Origin of the sequence: Ensifer sp., from assembly GCF_031989085.1 — a bacterium.
Taxonomy (GTDB): domain Bacteria; phylum Pseudomonadota; class Alphaproteobacteria; order Rhizobiales; family Rhizobiaceae; genus Ensifer.
In genome coordinates this window covers 32,590-49,403 of sequence record NZ_DALZXU010000005.1, presented here as the reverse complement: position 1 = coordinate 49,403, position 16,814 = coordinate 32,590, and the positions used below count along the sequence as shown (strand labels likewise).

Annotated in this window: 17 protein-coding genes; 5 read left to right on the top strand and 12 right to left on the bottom strand. The window is 63.1% G+C overall.

Annotated elements, in window-relative coordinates; all coding sequences use genetic code 11:
- Positions 1–164 precede the first annotated feature (164 nt).
- A complete protein-coding gene (locus tag RTP54_RS20770) occupies positions 165–677 on the top strand; it encodes a Dps family protein (RefSeq protein WP_112810584.1) in 513 nt (170 codons plus the stop codon).
- A 78-nt stretch (positions 678–755) separates the two neighbouring features.
- Here the strand turns inward: RTP54_RS20770 and RTP54_RS20765 are convergent, their stop codons facing one another.
- Complete coding sequence (locus RTP54_RS20765; protein WP_112810583.1) at positions 756–1,511, bottom strand: Crp/Fnr family transcriptional regulator; 756 nt, start codon at positions 1,509–1,511, stop codon at positions 756–758.
- A gap of 210 nt (positions 1,512–1,721) precedes the next feature.
- Here RTP54_RS20765 and RTP54_RS20760 point away from each other — a divergent pair, with 210 nt between their 5' ends.
- Together RTP54_RS20760 and RTP54_RS20755 are read left to right on the top strand one after the other, a co-directional pair.
- A complete protein-coding gene (locus RTP54_RS20760; RefSeq protein WP_312365579.1) occupies positions 1,722–2,579 on the top strand; it encodes an SDR family NAD(P)-dependent oxidoreductase in 858 nt (285 codons plus the stop codon).
- Between the two features lie 94 nt (positions 2,580–2,673).
- A complete protein-coding gene (locus RTP54_RS20755; protein WP_312365577.1) occupies positions 2,674–4,227 on the top strand; it encodes a VOC family protein in 1,554 nt (517 codons plus the stop codon).
- Positions 4,228–4,540: 313 nt separating this feature from the next.
- Here the strand turns inward: RTP54_RS20755 and RTP54_RS20750 are convergent, their stop codons facing one another.
- The 11 genes from RTP54_RS20750 to speB form a co-directional block, all read right to left on the bottom strand.
- Positions 4,541–5,104 (bottom strand): NADPH-dependent FMN reductase, encoded by a 564-nt coding sequence (locus tag RTP54_RS20750; RefSeq protein WP_312365575.1) that lies wholly within the window; start codon positions 5,102–5,104, stop codon positions 4,541–4,543.
- 119 nt (positions 5,105–5,223) lie between these two features.
- The gene (locus RTP54_RS20745) at positions 5,224–6,177 is read right to left on the bottom strand and encodes a ring-cleaving dioxygenase (RefSeq protein ID WP_312365573.1); all 954 of its coding nucleotides are present in this window, start codon (positions 6,175–6,177) and stop codon (positions 5,224–5,226) included.
- A 102-nt stretch (positions 6,178–6,279) separates the two neighbouring features.
- Positions 6,280–7,059, bottom strand: coding sequence for a carbon-nitrogen hydrolase family protein (locus RTP54_RS20740; RefSeq protein WP_312365571.1), 780 nt, complete (start codon positions 7,057–7,059; stop codon positions 6,280–6,282).
- Positions 7,056–7,856 (bottom strand): ABC transporter permease, encoded by an 801-nt coding sequence (locus RTP54_RS20735; protein WP_112810579.1) that lies wholly within the window; start codon positions 7,854–7,856, stop codon positions 7,056–7,058. Before RTP54_RS20735 ends, RTP54_RS20740 begins: the two co-directional genes overlap by 4 nt.
- Positions 7,853–8,707 carry an ABC transporter permease gene (locus tag RTP54_RS20730; RefSeq protein ID WP_112810578.1) on the bottom strand — a complete coding sequence of 285 codons (855 nt, stop codon included), beginning with the start codon at positions 8,705–8,707 and terminating at the stop codon, positions 7,853–7,855. The genes RTP54_RS20735 and RTP54_RS20730 overlap by 4 nt, the downstream gene beginning before the upstream one ends.
- Positions 8,704–9,741: an ABC transporter ATP-binding protein gene (locus RTP54_RS20725; protein ID WP_112817589.1), complete on the bottom strand. Its 1,038-nt coding sequence runs from the start codon at positions 9,739–9,741 to the stop codon at positions 8,704–8,706. The genes RTP54_RS20730 and RTP54_RS20725 overlap by 4 nt, the downstream gene beginning before the upstream one ends.
- 124 nt (positions 9,742–9,865) lie before the next feature.
- Complete coding sequence (locus RTP54_RS20720; protein WP_312365568.1) at positions 9,866–10,945, bottom strand: ABC transporter substrate-binding protein; 1,080 nt, start codon at positions 10,943–10,945, stop codon at positions 9,866–9,868.
- A gap of 73 nt (positions 10,946–11,018) precedes the next feature.
- Positions 11,019–11,666 (bottom strand): amino acid ABC transporter permease, encoded by a 648-nt coding sequence (locus RTP54_RS20715; RefSeq protein ID WP_112817588.1) that lies wholly within the window; start codon positions 11,664–11,666, stop codon positions 11,019–11,021.
- Complete coding sequence (locus tag RTP54_RS20710) at positions 11,663–12,331, bottom strand: amino acid ABC transporter permease (RefSeq protein ID WP_112817587.1); 669 nt, start codon at positions 12,329–12,331, stop codon at positions 11,663–11,665. Before RTP54_RS20710 ends, RTP54_RS20715 begins: the two co-directional genes overlap by 4 nt.
- Positions 12,332–12,394: 63 nt before the next feature.
- Positions 12,395–13,189 carry a transporter substrate-binding domain-containing protein gene (locus tag RTP54_RS20705; protein ID WP_312365564.1) on the bottom strand — a complete coding sequence of 265 codons (795 nt, stop codon included), beginning with the start codon at positions 13,187–13,189 and terminating at the stop codon, positions 12,395–12,397.
- Between the two features lie 95 nt (positions 13,190–13,284).
- Complete coding sequence (gene speB / locus RTP54_RS20700) at positions 13,285–14,346, bottom strand: agmatinase (RefSeq protein ID WP_112817586.1); 1,062 nt, start codon at positions 14,344–14,346, stop codon at positions 13,285–13,287.
- Positions 14,347–14,568: 222 nt separating this feature from the next.
- Here speB and RTP54_RS20695 point away from each other — a divergent pair, with 222 nt between their 5' ends.
- Both RTP54_RS20695 and RTP54_RS20690 read left to right on the top strand, forming a co-directional pair.
- A complete protein-coding gene (locus RTP54_RS20695; RefSeq protein WP_112817643.1) occupies positions 14,569–15,615 on the top strand; it encodes a LysR substrate-binding domain-containing protein in 1,047 nt (348 codons plus the stop codon).
- A 17-nt stretch (positions 15,616–15,632) separates the two neighbouring features.
- The gene (locus RTP54_RS20690) at positions 15,633–16,811 is read left to right on the top strand and encodes an aminotransferase (RefSeq protein WP_312365560.1); all 1,179 of its coding nucleotides are present in this window, start codon (positions 15,633–15,635) and stop codon (positions 16,809–16,811) included.
- The last annotated feature ends 3 nt before the right edge of the window (positions 16,812–16,814 follow it).

The window sequence follows — 16,814 nt, the reverse complement described above, 5'->3', positions numbered from 1 at the left end:
GGCATTTAAAAAAGACATGTCGGGCACGCCTTGTGACCTACCGAATCCTCCACGGCCGACGAAAGGAACAAGCCGCCGTCCGGCACGTTGAGTGGGAAGCGGCACAATCACGGGCCGCGTCTCGACACCCCGCATGAACTTGCGAAACGGATTGGAGAAAAATCATGGCACAGGCAGCCTCCGTGCTGAAACCGAAGGTCAAGGACGAGGAATTCGACATCGGGCTGAAGAAGGCCTATCGCCAGCAGATGGCGGCCGCGCTCTCCGACATTCTCGCCGACACGTACAAGCTCGTCATCAAGAGCCACATCTATCACTGGAACGTCGTGGGCCCGCTGTTCAAGCCGCTGCATGAACTGACCGAAGAGCACTACAACACGCTGTTCAAGGCGACCGACATCATCGCCGAGCGCATCCGTGCACTCGGACACCTGGCGCCGGCAAAGCTCGGCGAAGCCAACCAGTTCGCGCCCACCAGCGCGTCCGTCAACCATACGACGGCGGCTGAGATGGTCGCAGATCTGATCGCCGACCACGAGGCTGCCGTGCGGCGCATGCGCGAAGCCGGGGTAAAGGCTGACGAAAACAACGACCTCGTGACGACGGACATGCTGACCGATCGCCTCACCTTCCACGAGAAGGCGCTATGGATGCTGAGAGCGGTCGTCGCCGCCTGACGTCGATCCCTTCGCACGTATCGTCGAACCCCGCCATTCGGCGGGGTTTTCCGTATCCGGCACCCGCCGGACGAAGCATCAGATCAGCGGTCGTTTCGTCTCGCTGAACCCCTCCCAGCCGGCGATCGCCAGCAGGCCGTCGATATCGCGAACATTGCAGCCCTTGTCCGCCCAGCGGATCATGCCGCGCTCGGCCAGCTTCTTCAGGGTCTTGTTTGTATGGACGATCGACAGCCCGAGCGTATCGGCCACATGCTGCTGGGTGATCGGGATCGCGACGCGGCTGCCGTTGAAGAGATCGAGCGCCTCGGCGCGCTGGTAGAGGAAGGCGATGAGATAGGCGGCCCGCTCCAGTGCCGACCGGCGGCCGATGCTCAACAGGTTTTCGTCGAGGATGCGCTCTTCGCGTGCGGCGATCCAGGTGAGGTCATAGGCCAGATCGGGATAACTCTCATAAAGCCGATTGAGCTTGCCGCGCTCGAAGACGCAGAGCGTAACGGGCGAAAGCGCCTCGATCGAGTGCTGCATTTCGCCCATCAGGCTGCCCTGCAGCCCGACGAGGTCGCCGGGCATGATGTAGTTGAGGATCTGCCGGCGCCCGTCGTCGAGCATCTTGTAGCGAAACCCCCAGCCGGTCAGCACGGTGAAGAGATGGGCGCTGTGCGAGCCTTCCACCAGGATCGTCGCCCCGCTATCGACCGCCAGCTCGCCGGTCTTGAACTCCGACACGAAAGCCAGCTCTTCCGAGGCAAATTCCCGGAAATGATCGAGCTTGCGCAGGGGACAGCTTTCACAAGGGGTACGCTTGTCATTACGGTGTGCCGTTGCTGCCATCAATCCATCCGATACATGTCGCGGCGGCCCATCGCTGCCACCCTGGTTCTGATCGGAACTAGTGTGGCAGCTCGGAGCGGCAAGGTTTGCGGCGCCAAAAACGGATAGATTTCAGGCGCTTCATTACTTTGCGATTATCCTGCGACGATGGACAGCCGTCCTGCCGCGCCCTATCTCTTGCGACAGACCCTGCCCGCTGGAGCTTCCGACATGCCTCATCCCGCCTTTGCCCCCGACCATCTTGCCGTCGTCACCGGTGCCGCCTCCGGCATCGGACTTGCAAGCGCCCGGCATTTCGCGCGCCTTGGCATGCGCGTTGTGCTCGCCGATCTCGAAGGCGAGCGCCTGACACAGGCTGCAGCCGAGGTCGCGGAGCTTTCGCCGCATGGCACGAAGTACATCGCAGCCGTTCCGACCGACGTCTCTCGCCTCGAAAGCATCGAGGCGCTGCAGCACGCCGCGCGCGAGCGCTTCGGCCCCGTGCATGTGCTGATGAACAATGCCGGTATCCAGCCGGGCAGCGCCATGTTCGGCCCGCAGGCAAATTGGGAGGCGGTGCTCGCCGTCAACCTCTGGGGCGTCATCAACGGTTCGCGCGTGTTTGCGCCGCACATGACCGCCCATGGCGAGCCGGGCGTGATCATCAATACCGGCTCGAAACAGGGCATCACCACGCCACCGGGCGACCCGGCCTACAATGTGTCGAAGGCCGGCGTGAAAGCCTTCACCGAGGCGCTGGAGCACGACCTGCGCAACATTGCCGGCGGACAGGTCCACGCCCATCTGCTGATCCCGGGCTTTGTCTATACGTCGCTGACGGCAAACGGCCGCACGGAAAAGCCGGCAGGCGCCTGGACATCGGATGAAACCGTCGACTTCATGATGGATAGCCTTGCGCGTGGCGACTTCTATATCCTCTGCCCGGACAACGACGTGGCGAGATCGACCGACGAGCGGCGCATCCTGTGGGCAGCCGGCGACATCGTCGAGAACCGGCCGCCGCTGTCGCGCTGGCATCCTGATTATGCCGATGCCTTCAAGGCCTTCCTCGCCAAAGACCGGAGCTGACTTTGCGCCACATTGAACACTGCGTTCTCCGCCGGGGTTCTGGCGCGGATGCCCGGCATGTGGTTTGTGGGCGCATCATATCGGGAGACACAACATGACGAGCGGCATCCACCACATCACGCTGATTGCCCGCAAGGTGCAGGCCAATGTCGATTTCTATGTCGGCTTCCTCGGCCTGCGGCTCGTCAAGCGGACCGGCGGCTATGAGGACGCGACGCAGCTCCATCTTTTCTACGGCGATGCCGAGGGGTCTCCAGGGTCGCTGGTCACGTTCCTGATGTGGGAGGACGGCGCTCCCGGCCGCGTCGGCCATGGCCAGCCGAGCGAAATCGCCTTTGCGATTGCGCCTGAGAGCATCGGCTTCTGGCTGACGAGGGCGCTGCAGTACAACATCAAGATCTCCGGCCCGGCCCAGGAATTTGGCGAACCGGTGCTGCGGCTGAAGGACCCCGATGGCATCATCGTCAAACTCGTGGGAACCGACGCGGTTGCGGCAGCCTCGCCTTGGAGCACACGCGACATTCCCGAAGCGGACGCGATCAGGCGGCTGCGCGGCGCGACGATCCTGACGGAGCAGCCGGCCGAATCCGCCCGCTTTCTCGCCGCGCATTTCGGCTACAGCGAAACCGGCGCCACCGACACAATCCGCCGCTTCACCTCGCAGTCCGGCGACATCATAGACGTGCGCGACGCCACCGGCTTCTGGACCGCAGCGCCCGGCACCGGCACGATCGATCACATCGCCTTTCGCGCCCCCGACAAGGATACCGTGCTGAAGCTGCGCGACGACCTGAAGCGCGACGATGCCACGGTCAACGCCCATGATCGCAAGTACTTCTATTCGCTCTACGCCCGCGAACCCGGCGGCTCGCTTTACGAATTTGCCACCGACGCGCCCGGCTTCACTCTCGACGAGCCGAAGGAAACGCTCGGCACGCAGTTGTTCATCCCGCCGCATTTTGCCGATCGCACGGCGGAAACACTAGTCAGCCTGCCGCAGTTTGCGCTGCCCGGCGAGCCCAGGCTGACGGAACGCGACCTGCCCTTCGTTCACCGCTTCTACCATCCCGAGACGCTTGACGACCGGACCCTCGTTCTTCTGCACGGCAGCGGCGGCAACGAGACGCAGTTGCTGCACCTCGGCCATCAGGTCGACAACCAGGCGACGTTGCTCGGCGTTCGCGGCCGCTCGACGGAAGAAGGCTCGCCGCGCTGGTTCCGGCGCTACTCCTCCACGACCTTCGACCAGAAGGACGCGCGCGCCGAAGCCGACGCCTTCGCCGCCTTTCTCGAGGGCGCCCGCGACGGCTACGGAATCGATCTCGCAAAGGCGGTGTTCATCGGCTATTCCAATGGCGCCAACCTGCTGGTCGCGCTGATGACACTGCATCCGGGCCTGATCCGCAACGTGGTGCTGATGCGCTCGATGCTCGTGCTCGACGAAACGCCGACCCCGGACCTTGCAGGCACGAACATCCTGCTTTTGACCGGCAAGAACGACGGCTACGGCCAGTTTGCCCCGCGACTGAAAGACGAGCTTGCGAAAACCGGCGCAAACCTCACGGCGCTCGATCTCGACATGGGCCACGAGATCGGCGCCCCCGATATCGCCGCCATCCAGCAGTGGCAGGAAGAAACGGGCGTCTGAGGGACCTAGGGCGCACCGACTAGGCGTGACCCGGGGTCATCGACCAGGGGTGATTGCGGCATTTTAAGGCAACCCTCCCCTCAATCATGCTCGGGCTCGACCCGAGCATCCACATGCTGGCGTTTCACGCGAAGACCGGTTAGGCGCGCAACTGTTATGGATCCTCGGGTCAAGCCCGAGGATGACAAACGTTGGTTTTTCGCGAGAGCATTTCTTGCAGAAAGTCCGAAGTGGCTCGCGCTACGACGGGCGTTAAAAGCAGGAGATGGGCCGTTGTCGTTGCCGCACCTAAAGCCGCCCATCACTGCAGCTCCTAACGACCGCTCTCAGTCCCGGCAAAATCCGCAAAAGCCTTGACGAAGACGCGCAGGCGATCTGCCGCTTCGGCATCCGCGAGCCGCCCGTCCTGATCGAACAGGGTCTCCGCGCGCGGCAACATCAGCCGCTTGCCCGACCAGAGTTCAGCGCCGAGCGTGCGCATGACCGGAAGCCAGGCGTTCTGGCTGAGAATGGTACCGAAATTGCCGGGCGACGTGCCGGCGAGCGCAAAATGCCTTCCGCGAAACACCTTGGCGATATCGGCCGATGGCCGGCTCAGCCAGTCGATCGCGTTCTTGAAGACCCCGGGCATCGAATTGTTATATTCGGGCGTGAACAGGATCACGCCGTCGGCGGCCATGATCTTCCGTTTCAGGGCAGTGACCGCTTCAGGGATGCCGTCGCTGGCTTCGACATCCCCGTCATAGAGTGGAATGCCGTGCAGCGTCGCGGTTTCGAATTCGACGCCCTCGTGCGCGCCGGCGGCCGCCGCCTTCATCAGGCCGGTGTTGAACGACGCCTTCCTGAGGCTTCCTGAAATGCCGAGGATTTTCACCATGATCTGACCCTTTGTTGCGCCTTGCGGCCATCATGGGTCGGTGCCGGCGGAAAGCCAATGGGATCAGTGGGATAAAGACGAAAAAGCCGGGGACGAGCCCCGGCTTTTGTTGCTGTCTGTTACTCGAGCGGCTTCAGCCGTGCCTCGATCTGGGCCCGTTTCGGTTCCAGGAACGGCGGCAGCGACAGGCTTTCGCCCAGCGTCTCCATCGGCTCGTCGACGGCAAAGCCCGGCCCGTCCGTGGCGATCTCGAACAGCACGCCATTCGGCTCGCGGAAGTAAAGCGAACGGAAATAGTAGCGTTCGACCTCGCCGCTCGAAGGCAGGCGGAAGCCCTGCAGGCGCTCCGTCCACGCTGTCAGCGCTTCGGTATCCGGCGCCCGGAAGGCGACGTGATGCACTGCGCCGGCACCCTGGCGGGCAATCGGCAGGCCCGGCTGAACCGCGACATGCAGTTCGGCCGCCGGGCCACCTTCGCCCATCGAGAACACATGCACCTGGCCTTCGCCATCCGGCGAGGGATAGCGTCTCGCCTCGGTCATGTTCATCACCTTGGTCAGCACCAGCTCGGTGTTGGTGATGTCAGGCACGCTGATCGTGATCGGACCGAGGCCCTTGATCTGGTGCTCCGACGGAACCGGGCTCTTTTCCCAGGGGTGCGAGGGCGAAAGTCCACCATCGTCGATCAGCCGGAAACGCTGGCCTTCGCCGTCCTCGAAATCGAGCGAAACGCGGCCATCGATTTCGCCGACATCACTGGCGGTCACCTTCATCTCGTCGAGACGGCCCTTCCACCAGCGAACGCTGTCGGCGCTGCCGACCCGCAAGCCCGTGCGCGAAATGCTGTGCGTGCCGCGGCCTTCGCGGCCGACCGGCCAGTCGAAGAAGGTCAGATCGGTGCCGGGCGTGGCTTTGCCGTCGGCGTAAAACAGGTGATAGGCGGTGGTGTCATCCTGGTTTACGGTCTTCTTGACAAGCCGCAGCCCGAGAACCTTGGTGTAGAAACGCAGGTTCTCCGGCGCGTTCGCGGTGATCGCCGTCAGATGATGAATACCCGTTAGTTGCAAGCTCATGATTGCCTCCATGTGGCTTTTCCGTTGAGCACAATATGGGTTGGCATAGCGCAATCAAAAGAAGACAATGAAGAACGGATTGTTCTTGCCAGGTGAACGATCTCAGGCGCGATTGAGATCGCCGAGATAGGTATTTTCCAGCCGCGAGACCGCGAAGCTCGCCGGATCGATATCGGCGAACATCAGCGTTTCATGGGCCGCGTCGGCCTTTGCCAGCACCTGTCCGTCCGGTGAGGCGATGCGCGACAGTCCGGCAAAGGAAAACAGCGGGTCGGAACCGCAATGGTTGATATAGGCGACGAAGACCTGGTTCTCGAAGGCCCGTGTCTGGATCATGTGATCGGCGATGAAGGTGCCCGACCATCCCGCCGGCAGCGCCGTCGGCACCAGCACCGCTTCAGCGCCGGCCAGTGCCAGTCGGCGGACATTCTCCGGAAACTCGACGTCGTAACAGATCAGCATGCCGCAGGTGACGCCGCGATGGACGAAGAGGTTCGTCGTCGGCGTCTCGGGCGCAAAATGTGACCGTTCGTAATCTCCGTAAAGATGCGATTTGCGGTAGACGGTCGGCTTCTCGTCGCCATCGACATGGACGGCGCTGTTATAGACGACGTCACCGTCCCGCTCGGCAAAACCGGCGATCAGCGCAATGCCGCTCTCCCGCGATATCTCCATCAGGCGCCGGACGATGGGCCCATCGACCGGTTCGGCGAGAGCGCGGATCGCATCCCCTGCCCCATAACCGGTGAGCCCGAGCTCCGGCGTGATCAGCAGCGTCGCGCCATTCGACGCCGCTTCCTTTGCCGCCCGCGCGAGGCGGTCGAGATTGGCGGCGACGTCGCCGCAGATGGACTGCATCTGGAGGGCTGCGAGCTTCATCATTTTCCATCCGATGACATGGCGCCAAGCAGCTTCGGCAGGTCGCCGAAACGGGCAACGAGACCGAAAATCACGGCGGCCGTGGTGACGAACAGCACGGTCACCGACGCCATGGTCGGCGTGTAGCCGTAACGCAGCGCGTTGAAGATCTTGATCGGCAGCGTCTCCATAGTGAAACCGACGGTCATGTAGGCGACGATGTACTCGTTGAGCGACAGCACGAAGGCAAAGGCATAGCCCGAGACGATGTAGGGCAGGATCAGCGGCAGGACGACCGTGCGAAAGATGGTGCGCTCATCGGCACCCATAGTGGATGCCGCCTCGACCAGCGAGCGGTCGATCGAGGTAAAGCCGAGCGACAAGGTCACCAGCGGCAGGGTCACGAAAAAGATCGCGTGGCTGACGACCGCGGTCCAGGGCTGGCCGTAGAAGCCGACCGTCGCCCAGAAGGTGAGCATGCCGAGCGCGGTGATGACGGGCGGCAGCGTGAAGGGCGCGACGCCGAGCACCTGGAAGATATTGGCCCAGGGCGCGATCCGCCGCCAGAGGAACCAGGCAAGCGGCAGCGCGATCGTAACCGCGAGTGCCGCCGACAGCAGCGCCAGCGTGACGGAGGCAAACAGCGCGTTGCGCCATTCCGGATTGAAAAAGATCTCGCCGTACCAGGAGAGCGAAAAGCCCTGCGGCGGGAAGGCAAGCGTCTGCTTGGCGTTGACCGACACACCGGCGACGACAATGATCGGCAGCGCCAGGAACAGCCCGATCAGGAAGAAATAGGCCTTGCGGAAGATCGATGTCATGCCGCTTCTCCCTTGCGTCCGGCAATCACGGTGAGCGCGACCAGCCCAAGCGTGACCAAGACGAGGAACACCGCCATCGCCGCGGCAAACGGCATGTTTGACTGGTAGATCGCCTGGTCGGTGATCAGCACCGACAGCGTCCAGTGCTGCGGCCGACCGAGCAATTGCGGCAAGAGGTAGGAGCCGAGCGCGAAGATGAAGACCATGATCAGCGTGGCGGTAATGGTGTTTCTGAGCGCCGGCACGACGACGGTGAAGAAAGCCTTGAGCGGCGACGCGCCAAGTGTGCGGGCAGCCTCCGTCAGCGTCGGGTCGAGCCTGACCAGCGCGGGAAAAAGCACCAGCACCGTATAGGGAAACGCCTGGTAGACCATGCCGGTCAGGACCGCGCCGAAGCTCGGCGTCAGCGCCTTGGCTTGCGCCATGATCCCGAGCGCGACGAGGATGTTGGTGATCCCCGCGGTGCGCGAAAACAGCGTCGACCAGGCAAAGCCGATGATGACCTCCGACAGCGACAGGATCGAGAGGAGCGCCACGAGCCAAACCACCTGGACCTTTCGGCTCATGCGCGTCAGCATGTAGGTGAAGGGCAGCGCCAGCACGACGCAACAGATCGCCACGGTCACCGCGAGAAACAGCGAAAAGCCGAGCACGCCGCCGAAGAAGGCGGAGAGGAACCGGGCATAATTGTCGAAGACGAAGGCCGGCGTATAGAAGCCGCCCTGCAGGCGCTGGAAGAAACTGACGGCGATCATCGTGCCGAAGGGCACGACGAAGAAGATCGTCAGCATCGCTGCGGGAAAGAAAAGCGGGGCGTAATCGCCGAGTTTTTGGGGCGGTTCGCGTCTCATTTCTTCAGGACCACGCAAACATCGGGCGTAAGCGCGATACCGACCTCCTGGCCGACGGTGACATCGGGCCGGGCGCGCGGCGTCGAGACCGCGACGATCTGGCGGCCGGCGATATCGACGAAGGTTTCGATCGTGCCGCCGAGATCGCGCACAAAGGTGACCTTGCCGGAAAGCGCGCCGGCGCCCGGTGCCGTCAGGTGCACATCCTCGGGGCGAACCGACAGCGTTCCCTTGGAAGCGCCTGCCGGCAAGGCGAGACCGGCAATCGGCTGTCCCAGGACTTCGACGCGGCCGGCGCTGTCGGCCTGCACTTCGAGAAGATTGGTCTGGCCGATGAAGTCGGCAACGAAGCTGTCGGCCGGGCGACGATAGATCTCGATCGGCGATGCGGCCTGGCGGATTTCGCCGCCGTTCATGACGACGACAGTGTCGGCCATGGTCATCGCTTCGCGCTGGTCGTGGGTGACGACGATGGTGGTGATCCCCAGCTTCTGCTGGAGCTGGCGCAACTCCACCTGCATGGCCTCGCGCAGTTTGGCGTCGAGCGCCGAAAGCGGCTCATCGAGCAGGAAGAGCTTGGGCGAAATCGCCAATGCCCGGGCAATCGCCACGCGCTGGCGTTGGCCGCCGGAAAGTTTGGCCACCGGCCTGTCGGCATAGCCAGTGAGATGGATCATCGACAGCAGCTCGTCGACCCGCTTCTTCTGGTCTTCCTTTGCCGCACCGCGGATGCGCAAGGGATAGGCGATGTTCTCGCCGACGGTCAGATGCGGAAACAGCGCCAGCGACTGGAACACCATGCCGAGATTGCGCTTGTGCGTCGGCACATGGGTGATGTCGTCGCCATCGAGCTTGATGGCGCCACCGGTCGGCAGGTCAAGGCCGGCGATCATGCGCAGAAGCGTGGTCTTGCCGCAGCCGGAGGGCCCGAGCATGCAGACGAACGTCCCATGCGGTACGTTGAGCTCGACATTGTTGACGGCTCTGAAGGACCCGAATTCCTTGACGACGTTTTGAAGGGCAAGTCCGGACATTGTCTCTCCGCGGAAATACCCCCTCCTCATCATGGGAGGGGCAAGGGCGGGGAGTAGCCCGTAGGTCCTCCCCGTCAGTCAGCATGGGCCATCCCCGCCGAGGCGAGGAGGTTGGTCGTCGCAATCAGCCGACGATCAGCTCGGTCCACTTCTGGTTCAGCCAATCGGACTTCGACTGGTAGAGGTCGTAACGCGGCACGATCGGTTCGATGTCGGACGAAACGGCTGCGAATTCCTTGTCGGTCAGGTCGGTGACCTCGCGCTTGACGGTCGGTGACGTGCCGACCTTGCGCGACAGGGTCGCCTGGATCGAAGGCTGGCACATGTAGTCGATGAAGACATGCGCTTCCTCGGACTTCTGCGACGCGCGCGACAGCGCCCAGCAACCGGAATCCTGGATGCCGCCTTCCTTCGGGAAGGTCGAGCGCACCGGATTGCCGTCGGCAGCCGCAAGGCCGGTGACGTCGTGGTAGTACTGACCCATCGGGATTTCGCCCGACTTCAGCGACTGCTCGAACTGCGCCTCGTCGCGGTACCAGAGCCGGACGTTCGGCTTCACTTCGGCGAGCTTGTCGAAGACCTTGAGGATGCCCTCTTCGGTGTCGAGCGCATTGGTGCCGCCGAAGAAGGTCTTGGCGGTCACTTCGAGCAGGAACGAGTTGGAAACCAGCGCCAGCAGGCCGAGCTTGTCGGCATTCGCCGGATCCCAGAACGCAGCCCAGGAGGTCGGCGCTTCCTTGTAGACGTCGGTGTTGGTGACCAGCGTGATGTACCAGGAGACGGCACCGATGCCGGCAACCCGGCCATCCGGGTACTTGTTGACGAAGCGGTCGAGCAGGTTCGAGCCGTTCTTGATCTTCGCCATGTCGATCGGCGTCCACAGCTCGGTCGACTGGCCCTTCAGCATCGCAACCTGCGACATCATCGAAACGTCGGCTGGCGCCTGGCCGGCGCGAGCTGCCTGTTCGAGCTGGACGAGCCAGGCTTCGCCGGTCGGCTCGGCGATCGATTCGACCGCGATGCCCGTCGCCTTGGTGAATTCCGGGAAGATGTTCTTGTCGAACGACGTCTTGAAGTAGCCGCCGTAGACGCCGACCTTCAGCGACTTGTCCTGGGCGCGCAGTACCGAGGGCATCGCCAGCATCGAGGCGCCGGCAAGACCCGCGCCGAGCAGCGTGCGGCGCTTGATGGAAGTGGTGATCATCATCTGTCTCCTTTGTTTCGGCGGTGATCCGCCTTGTTCCCTGTTCTCGTTGATTTCTTGCACATTTTCGGCCTCAGTGCGCGGGTATTTTGCGCTCCAGCATGCGTGCATATTGTGTCAGCGGATAACACAGCACGAAGAAGATCACCGCAACCAGCCCATAGACCGTGAAAGGTTCGAAGGTTGCATTATTGATCGCATTGGCGGTCCTGAGAAGCTCTTCGAAGCCGATGATCGACGTCAGCGCCGTGCTCTTGATGAGCTGGACGAGAAAGCCGACGGCCGGCGGCCGGGTAATCGCAAAGGCCTGCGGCAGGATCACCAGCCGCAGTTCCTGCAGACGGTGCAGCCCGAGGCTGGCGCCGGCGTCCCACTGGCCGAGCGGCAATGCCTCGACGCCGCCGCGCCAGATCTCGGCGAGATAAGCACTGGCGTAAAAGGTCAGCCCCAGCGCCGCTGCCGTCCACGGCTCGATGCGAAAGCCGAGCATCGGCAGGCCGAAGAACATCAGGAACAGCTGCATCAGCAAGGGCGTGCCCTGAAACAAGGCGATGTAGCCCGAACCGAAGCGACGCAGCCATTTTTGTTTCGAGATGCGGGCAAACAGGATCATCAGGCCGACGGCAGCACCACCGGCAAAGGCGACGGCCGAAAGGAGCACCGTCCAGCGGGTGGCAAAGATCAGATTGCGAACGATATCCCAGAGGGTGAATTCGATCATGACACGCCTGCTCCCAGAACACGCCGGCCGCCGGCGACGAACAGACGGCGGATCGCCATCGACAGAGCGAGATAAATCAGCGTGACGACGAAATAGGTCTCGAAGGAGCGGAACGTGCGCGCCTGCAGGAGATCGGCCTCATGGGCAAGCTCGCGCACCGCGATCTGCGAGACGACGGCCGATTCCAGCATCATGATGATCACCTGGCTGATCAGCGCCGGAAAGATCACCTTCAGCGCCTGCGGCAGGATGATCTTGACGAACACCTGCCTTGGCCTGAGGCCGAGCGCATAGGCCGCCTCGCCCTGGCCTTTCGGCACGGCGTCGAGGCCGGCACCGACGATCTCGGTGGTGTAGGCCGCCATGTTGAGCGTCATCGCCAGGATCGCGGCAACGACCGGATCGAGCCGGATGCCGATGCTCGGCAGGCCGAAGAAGATGAAGAACAGCTGCACCAGAAACGGTGTGTTGCGGATCACCTCGACATAGACGGCGACCGCCTTGCGCAGCACGCCGTAGCGGCTGCGGCGGGCGGCGGCGAAGAGAATGCTGATCAGGATGCCGAACACCGTGGTGCAGGCGATCAGGAAGAGCGTCATCAAGGCGCCATGAGCGATCGCGCCCGCGGCATCCCGAAGCCACCCGAAATCGAGGCTGTAACCCATCGTCGCAACCTTTCCCCGAAAACCCCACGGAGACGCCAAGTCCCCGTGGGCGTCAAGAGCGGATTAGTCCTTGAGGTTTTCGGGGTTGAGCGGCGTCTTCAGCCATGCCTCGGAGCTGGCGTTCAGCTTGCCGTCGGCCAGCATCTTGGCAACGGCGTCGTTGACCGCCGTCTTCAGCGCTTCCTCGTTCTTGTTGAGGCCGATATGCGACGGCGAGGTCAGGAGCTGGAACTTCTGCTCCGGCTTCAGCGCCTCCTGGCGGGCCAGTACCTGCGCGCCGACGTCGTTGCCGACGACCATCAGCTGGGTCTGGCCGGAGATGAAGGCCTGGATCACGGCATTGTAGTTGTCGAAGCGCTGGATCGCGGCAGACGACGGTGCCGCCTCGGTCAGCGAGGTGTCTTCCAGCGTGCCGCGGTTGACGGCGATGGTCTTGTCGGCAAGGTCGTCCTTGCCGGCAACCTTGAGGTCGGCCGGGCCGATGACGGCGATGTAGTAAGGCGCGTAGGCGGCGGCGAAGTCGATCACTTCGGCGCGCTCCTTGGAGAAGCCGACGCTCATAAGGATATCGACGCGCTTGTCGTTGAGGTAGGGAATGCGATTCTGGCCGGTGACGCTGACAAGGTTCAGCTTGACGCCGAGGCCGTCGGCGATCTGCTGGGCGACGTCGACGTCATAACCCTTGATGCTCATGTCGGCGCTGGCCGAGGAGAAGGGCGGGAAATCCGAGAAGATGCCGACCTTGATCTCGCCGGCCGATTTGATGTCGGCAAGCGCGTCGGCACGCGCGATACCGGTTGCAGCACCGAGCATCAGTGCGGCGGCCAAGGCTGCTTTCATTGTCATTTGAAGTGTCATTGTCGTTCCCCTGTCTGGAAGCATTGTTGATTGTAGGCATTTTCTGGTCGGCTGCCGCTTCCAGTCCGGCAGCCGACAATCTTTCTTTCAGGCCGTCAGGCGGACTTGCCGGTCACGGCCGGGCTGAACACCATCAGGCTGAGGATCTCGAACAGGACCTGGGCGCCCGCATGCGCTGTGTTGGTCGTCGCATCATATTGCGGCGCCACCTCGACGACATCGCCGCCGACGAGGTTGACACCCTTGAAGCCGCGGATCAATTCCAGCACTTCGCGGGTGGTAAGGCCCCCGACTTCAGGCGTGCCGGTTCCCGGCGCAAAGCTCGGGTCGAGGCTGTCGATATCGAAGGAGAGATAGGTCGGGCCGTCGCCAACGATCTTCTTCGCTTTCTCGATGATCGCGGGAATGCCGAGACCGGTCACTTCCTCCGCATGGATCACGGTCATGCCGGACTCGTAGGAGAACTCCCAGAGATATTCGGCAGAACCGCGAATGCCGATCTGCACGACGCGGGTCGGATCGAGCACGCCGTCGAGCACCGCGTTGCGGAACGGGCCACCATGGTGGAACTTGGTCAGGTCATAGGCGCCGCCGGTGTCGCAGTGCGCATCGATATGGATCATGCCGACAGGCTTGTTCTTGCCAACGGCCTTCAGGATCGGATGGGTGATCGAATGGTCGCCGCCGACGGACAACGGAATGACGCCGGCATCGACGATCTGGTTGATGCGCTTTTCGATGTCGTCATGGCTGAGCTCCAGCCGGTAGCGGCTCTGGAACGGCACGTCGCCGATGTCGGCGACCCGCAGCTCGTGAACCGGCGCGCAGCCGAGCACATGGTTGTAAGGACCGATGCGCTCGATCGAACGCAGTGCCCGCGGCCCGAAGCGCGAACCCGGGCGGTTGGTGACGCCGAGATCCATGGGAATGCCGACGATGGCGACCTGCAGATTGCCGAAATCGGGCTCGTCGGCATCGATTGCCATGTGCGGCGCGGTCAGGAAGGTCGGGATGCCGGAATAGGGCGCAAGCCGGGTGCCGCTCTTGGTGAAGATCTTGTCGGCGACGCGGCGGAAGGTCGGGTCAAACAGTTCGCCGCCATGGCTCTCGCCGTATTTCGCCTTGAGTTCGCCAAGCTTCTTATCGTCCCAGGCCATCGCTTCAATCCTCCGTCACGCCAGCCGGGGAATGCGCACTCAGGCGCCGCAGATCAGTATCTGCGGATGGGCCGGTTCTCTCCGGCACTATCAGGTTCCCCGGGCTTTTTGCCCTTGTTGAACAGCATTAGGTGACAAATCCGCTGGAAAATCAATTGACATTGTTATAGCGTTTTGTGTGAGAAAAATTCACATCACTTGTGTCTGCCGGAACCCATCGATTTGTCCAGCCGCCTGCCACCTCTGAACCCCTTGCGCGCCTTCGAAGCGACGGCGCGCCGTGGCTCGGTGTCGGCCGCAGCCCGCGAGCTGAATGTCACGCATGGCGCCATCAGCCATCAGATCCGCGCGCTGGAACTGTCGATCAACGCCACGCTGTTCGAGCGCGGCGGCAAGCGGTTGAAACTGACGCCGCAGGGCGCGCTGCTCTTGCCGGCCGTCACCCACGCCTTTGCCGAGATCGCGGCAGCGACCGCCGCCATGACGCGGCCGACCACCAGCGGCGAGCTGCGCATCACCTGCGTGCCCGCCCTCCTCTCGTTCTGGCTGATCCCGCGCCTGCATCTGTTCACCGAACAGTTTCCCGATGTGCGCCTGACGCTGATCGCCTCCAATGACGCCGCCTATCTCGACGCGTCCGATGTCGACGTCTGCCTGATCTATGGCGACGGCAACTGGCCGGGATGCTGGTCGAAGCTCTGGAGCCGGCTCGCCCTCTTCCCGGTCGTCAGCCCGACATTGCTCAACATGCGGCCTTTGCGCTCGGTGCGCGATCTGCGCGACCACGTGATGCTGCATGGCGACGACGGGCGCGAATGGAATACCTGGCTGGCGGCCGCCGACGCCAGCGACCTGCAGCGCGGCCGCCAGCACTTCATGAGCGATGCCCGGCTTTCGACCGAAGCTGCCCTTCACAATCAGGGCGTCGCCCTTGGCGACACCATTACCGCCGGCAGCCTGATTGCTCGCGGCGAACTGATCGCGCCCTTCGACCTGACTGTTCCAGCCAACGACGCCTTTTACGTCGCCTGTCGCAACGAGGTTCTGGCCGCGCCGATCGTACGCATCTTCATCGACTGGATGTTCTCGGCGCTCGAAAACGACCCGATGCCGGAACTGCAAACGTCGGCGCGCACGATTATTCGCAGCCGGGCCTCGAAATCCGAGCCGACAGATCGTAAATCGGTGCAGGACGGCTTTCAGCCGGTTTCGGCTCCGGCCCGCGGCCGACGGCTGGAGCGCCCCCAGAAACGCAAGAACAAAGCCTGAGCCATAGGAACTCCGCCATGCCGCATTTCAATCCGCTCGTCGAAAAGCTCTCGCCGCCACCAGTACCTTCGGTACTCGCCTGGGCGAAAAGCTATGATGGCTCGCGCGGGCCGCTGATCGACCTGTCGCAGGCAGTGCCCGGCTATCCGGCTCATCCCGACATGCTGGCCTGGCTCGGCGAGGCCGCGGCATCGACCGCATACACGGGCTATGGCGCGATCGAGGGTGAAGCGGTGCTGCGCGAGGCCTATGCCGCGCATGTGGCAAGCCTCTATGGCGCTGCGGTCACGTCCGACAACATCCACATCACGTCCGGCTGCAACCAGGCCTTCATCTGCACGGCGATGGCGATTGCATCTGCCGGCGACACGATCCTGATGACCAACCCCTACTATTTCAACCAGGAAACGACGCTTTCCATGCTCGGCATCAATGTCGAGCTGGTGCCCTGCGATGCCGGTCACGGCTTCCTGCCGGAAGTGGACGCAATCGCTGCTGCGCTGCGGCCGGGCATCCGGGCGCTTGCGCTGGTGTCGCCGAACAATCCGACCGGCGCGATCTATCCGCAGGAGCTTCTGGCGCGCATTCACGAGGTCTGCCGCGCCAACGGCACCTGGCTGATCCTCGACGAAACCTACCGCGACTTCCTGCCCGACGCAGGTGCTGCACCCCACGGCCTTCTGCAGGTGGAAGGATGGCAGGACAGCGTCGTTGGCCTCTACAGCTTTTCAAAATCCTTCTGCATCCCCGGCCACCGGCTCGGCGCGATCACGGCGGGACCGGCACTCATCGACCAGGTCACCAAGATCATGGACAATCTGCAGATCTGCGCGCCGCGCTCCGCGCAGGCCGCGGTCGCCAAGGCTATTCCCGCGCTTGCCGATTGGCGCCTTGGCAATCGCACAGAAATCGCCGCGCGCGCCGATGCGCTGCGCGATGTCATGAGCCGGCTGCCGCAATGGAAGCTGCAGGCGATCGGCGCCTACTTCGCCTATATCCGCCACCCGTTCCCGGACATTGATTCACAGTTCGTTGCCGAGAAACTGGCGAAACTCGCCGGCGTCGTCTGCCTGCCGGGCGACTACTTTGGCGAGGGCCAGGAAAACTACCTGCGCTTCGCCTTTGCCAACGCCGATGCAGACACGATCCGGAAGCTCGAAGAGCGGCTTTCCGGCTTCAATCTGCCCGGTCTCTGACCG

Coding starts and splice junctions, on each gene's coding strand:
- RTP54_RS20770 (WP_112810584.1), top strand. CDS start 165: ATGGCACAGGCAGCCTCCGTGCTGAAACCGAAGGTCAAGGACGAGGAA.
- RTP54_RS20765 (WP_112810583.1), bottom strand. CDS start 1,511: ATGGCAGCAACGGCACACCGTAATGACAAGCGTACCCCTTGTGAAAGC.
- RTP54_RS20760 (WP_312365579.1), top strand. CDS start 1,722: ATGCCTCATCCCGCCTTTGCCCCCGACCATCTTGCCGTCGTCACCGGT.
- RTP54_RS20755 (WP_312365577.1), top strand. CDS start 2,674: ATGACGAGCGGCATCCACCACATCACGCTGATTGCCCGCAAGGTGCAG.
- RTP54_RS20750 (WP_312365575.1), bottom strand. CDS start 5,104: ATGGTGAAAATCCTCGGCATTTCAGGAAGCCTCAGGAAGGCGTCGTTC.
- RTP54_RS20745 (WP_312365573.1), bottom strand. CDS start 6,177: ATGAGCTTGCAACTAACGGGTATTCATCATCTGACGGCGATCACCGCG.
- RTP54_RS20740 (WP_312365571.1), bottom strand. CDS start 7,059: ATGATGAAGCTCGCAGCCCTCCAGATGCAGTCCATCTGCGGCGACGTC.
- RTP54_RS20735 (WP_112810579.1), bottom strand. CDS start 7,856: ATGACATCGATCTTCCGCAAGGCCTATTTCTTCCTGATCGGGCTGTTC.
- RTP54_RS20730 (WP_112810578.1), bottom strand. CDS start 8,707: ATGAGACGCGAACCGCCCCAAAAACTCGGCGATTACGCCCCGCTTTTC.
- RTP54_RS20725 (WP_112817589.1), bottom strand. CDS start 9,741: ATGTCCGGACTTGCCCTTCAAAACGTCGTCAAGGAATTCGGGTCCTTC.
- RTP54_RS20720 (WP_312365568.1), bottom strand. CDS start 10,945: ATGATCACCACTTCCATCAAGCGCCGCACGCTGCTCGGCGCGGGTCTT.
- RTP54_RS20715 (WP_112817588.1), bottom strand. CDS start 11,666: ATGATCGAATTCACCCTCTGGGATATCGTTCGCAATCTGATCTTTGCC.
- RTP54_RS20710 (WP_112817587.1), bottom strand. CDS start 12,331: ATGGGTTACAGCCTCGATTTCGGGTGGCTTCGGGATGCCGCGGGCGCG.
- RTP54_RS20705 (WP_312365564.1), bottom strand. CDS start 13,189: ATGACACTTCAAATGACAATGAAAGCAGCCTTGGCCGCCGCACTGATG.
- speB (WP_112817586.1), bottom strand. CDS start 14,346: ATGGCCTGGGACGATAAGAAGCTTGGCGAACTCAAGGCGAAATACGGC.
- RTP54_RS20690 (WP_312365560.1), top strand. CDS start 15,633: ATGCCGCATTTCAATCCGCTCGTCGAAAAGCTCTCGCCGCCACCAGTA.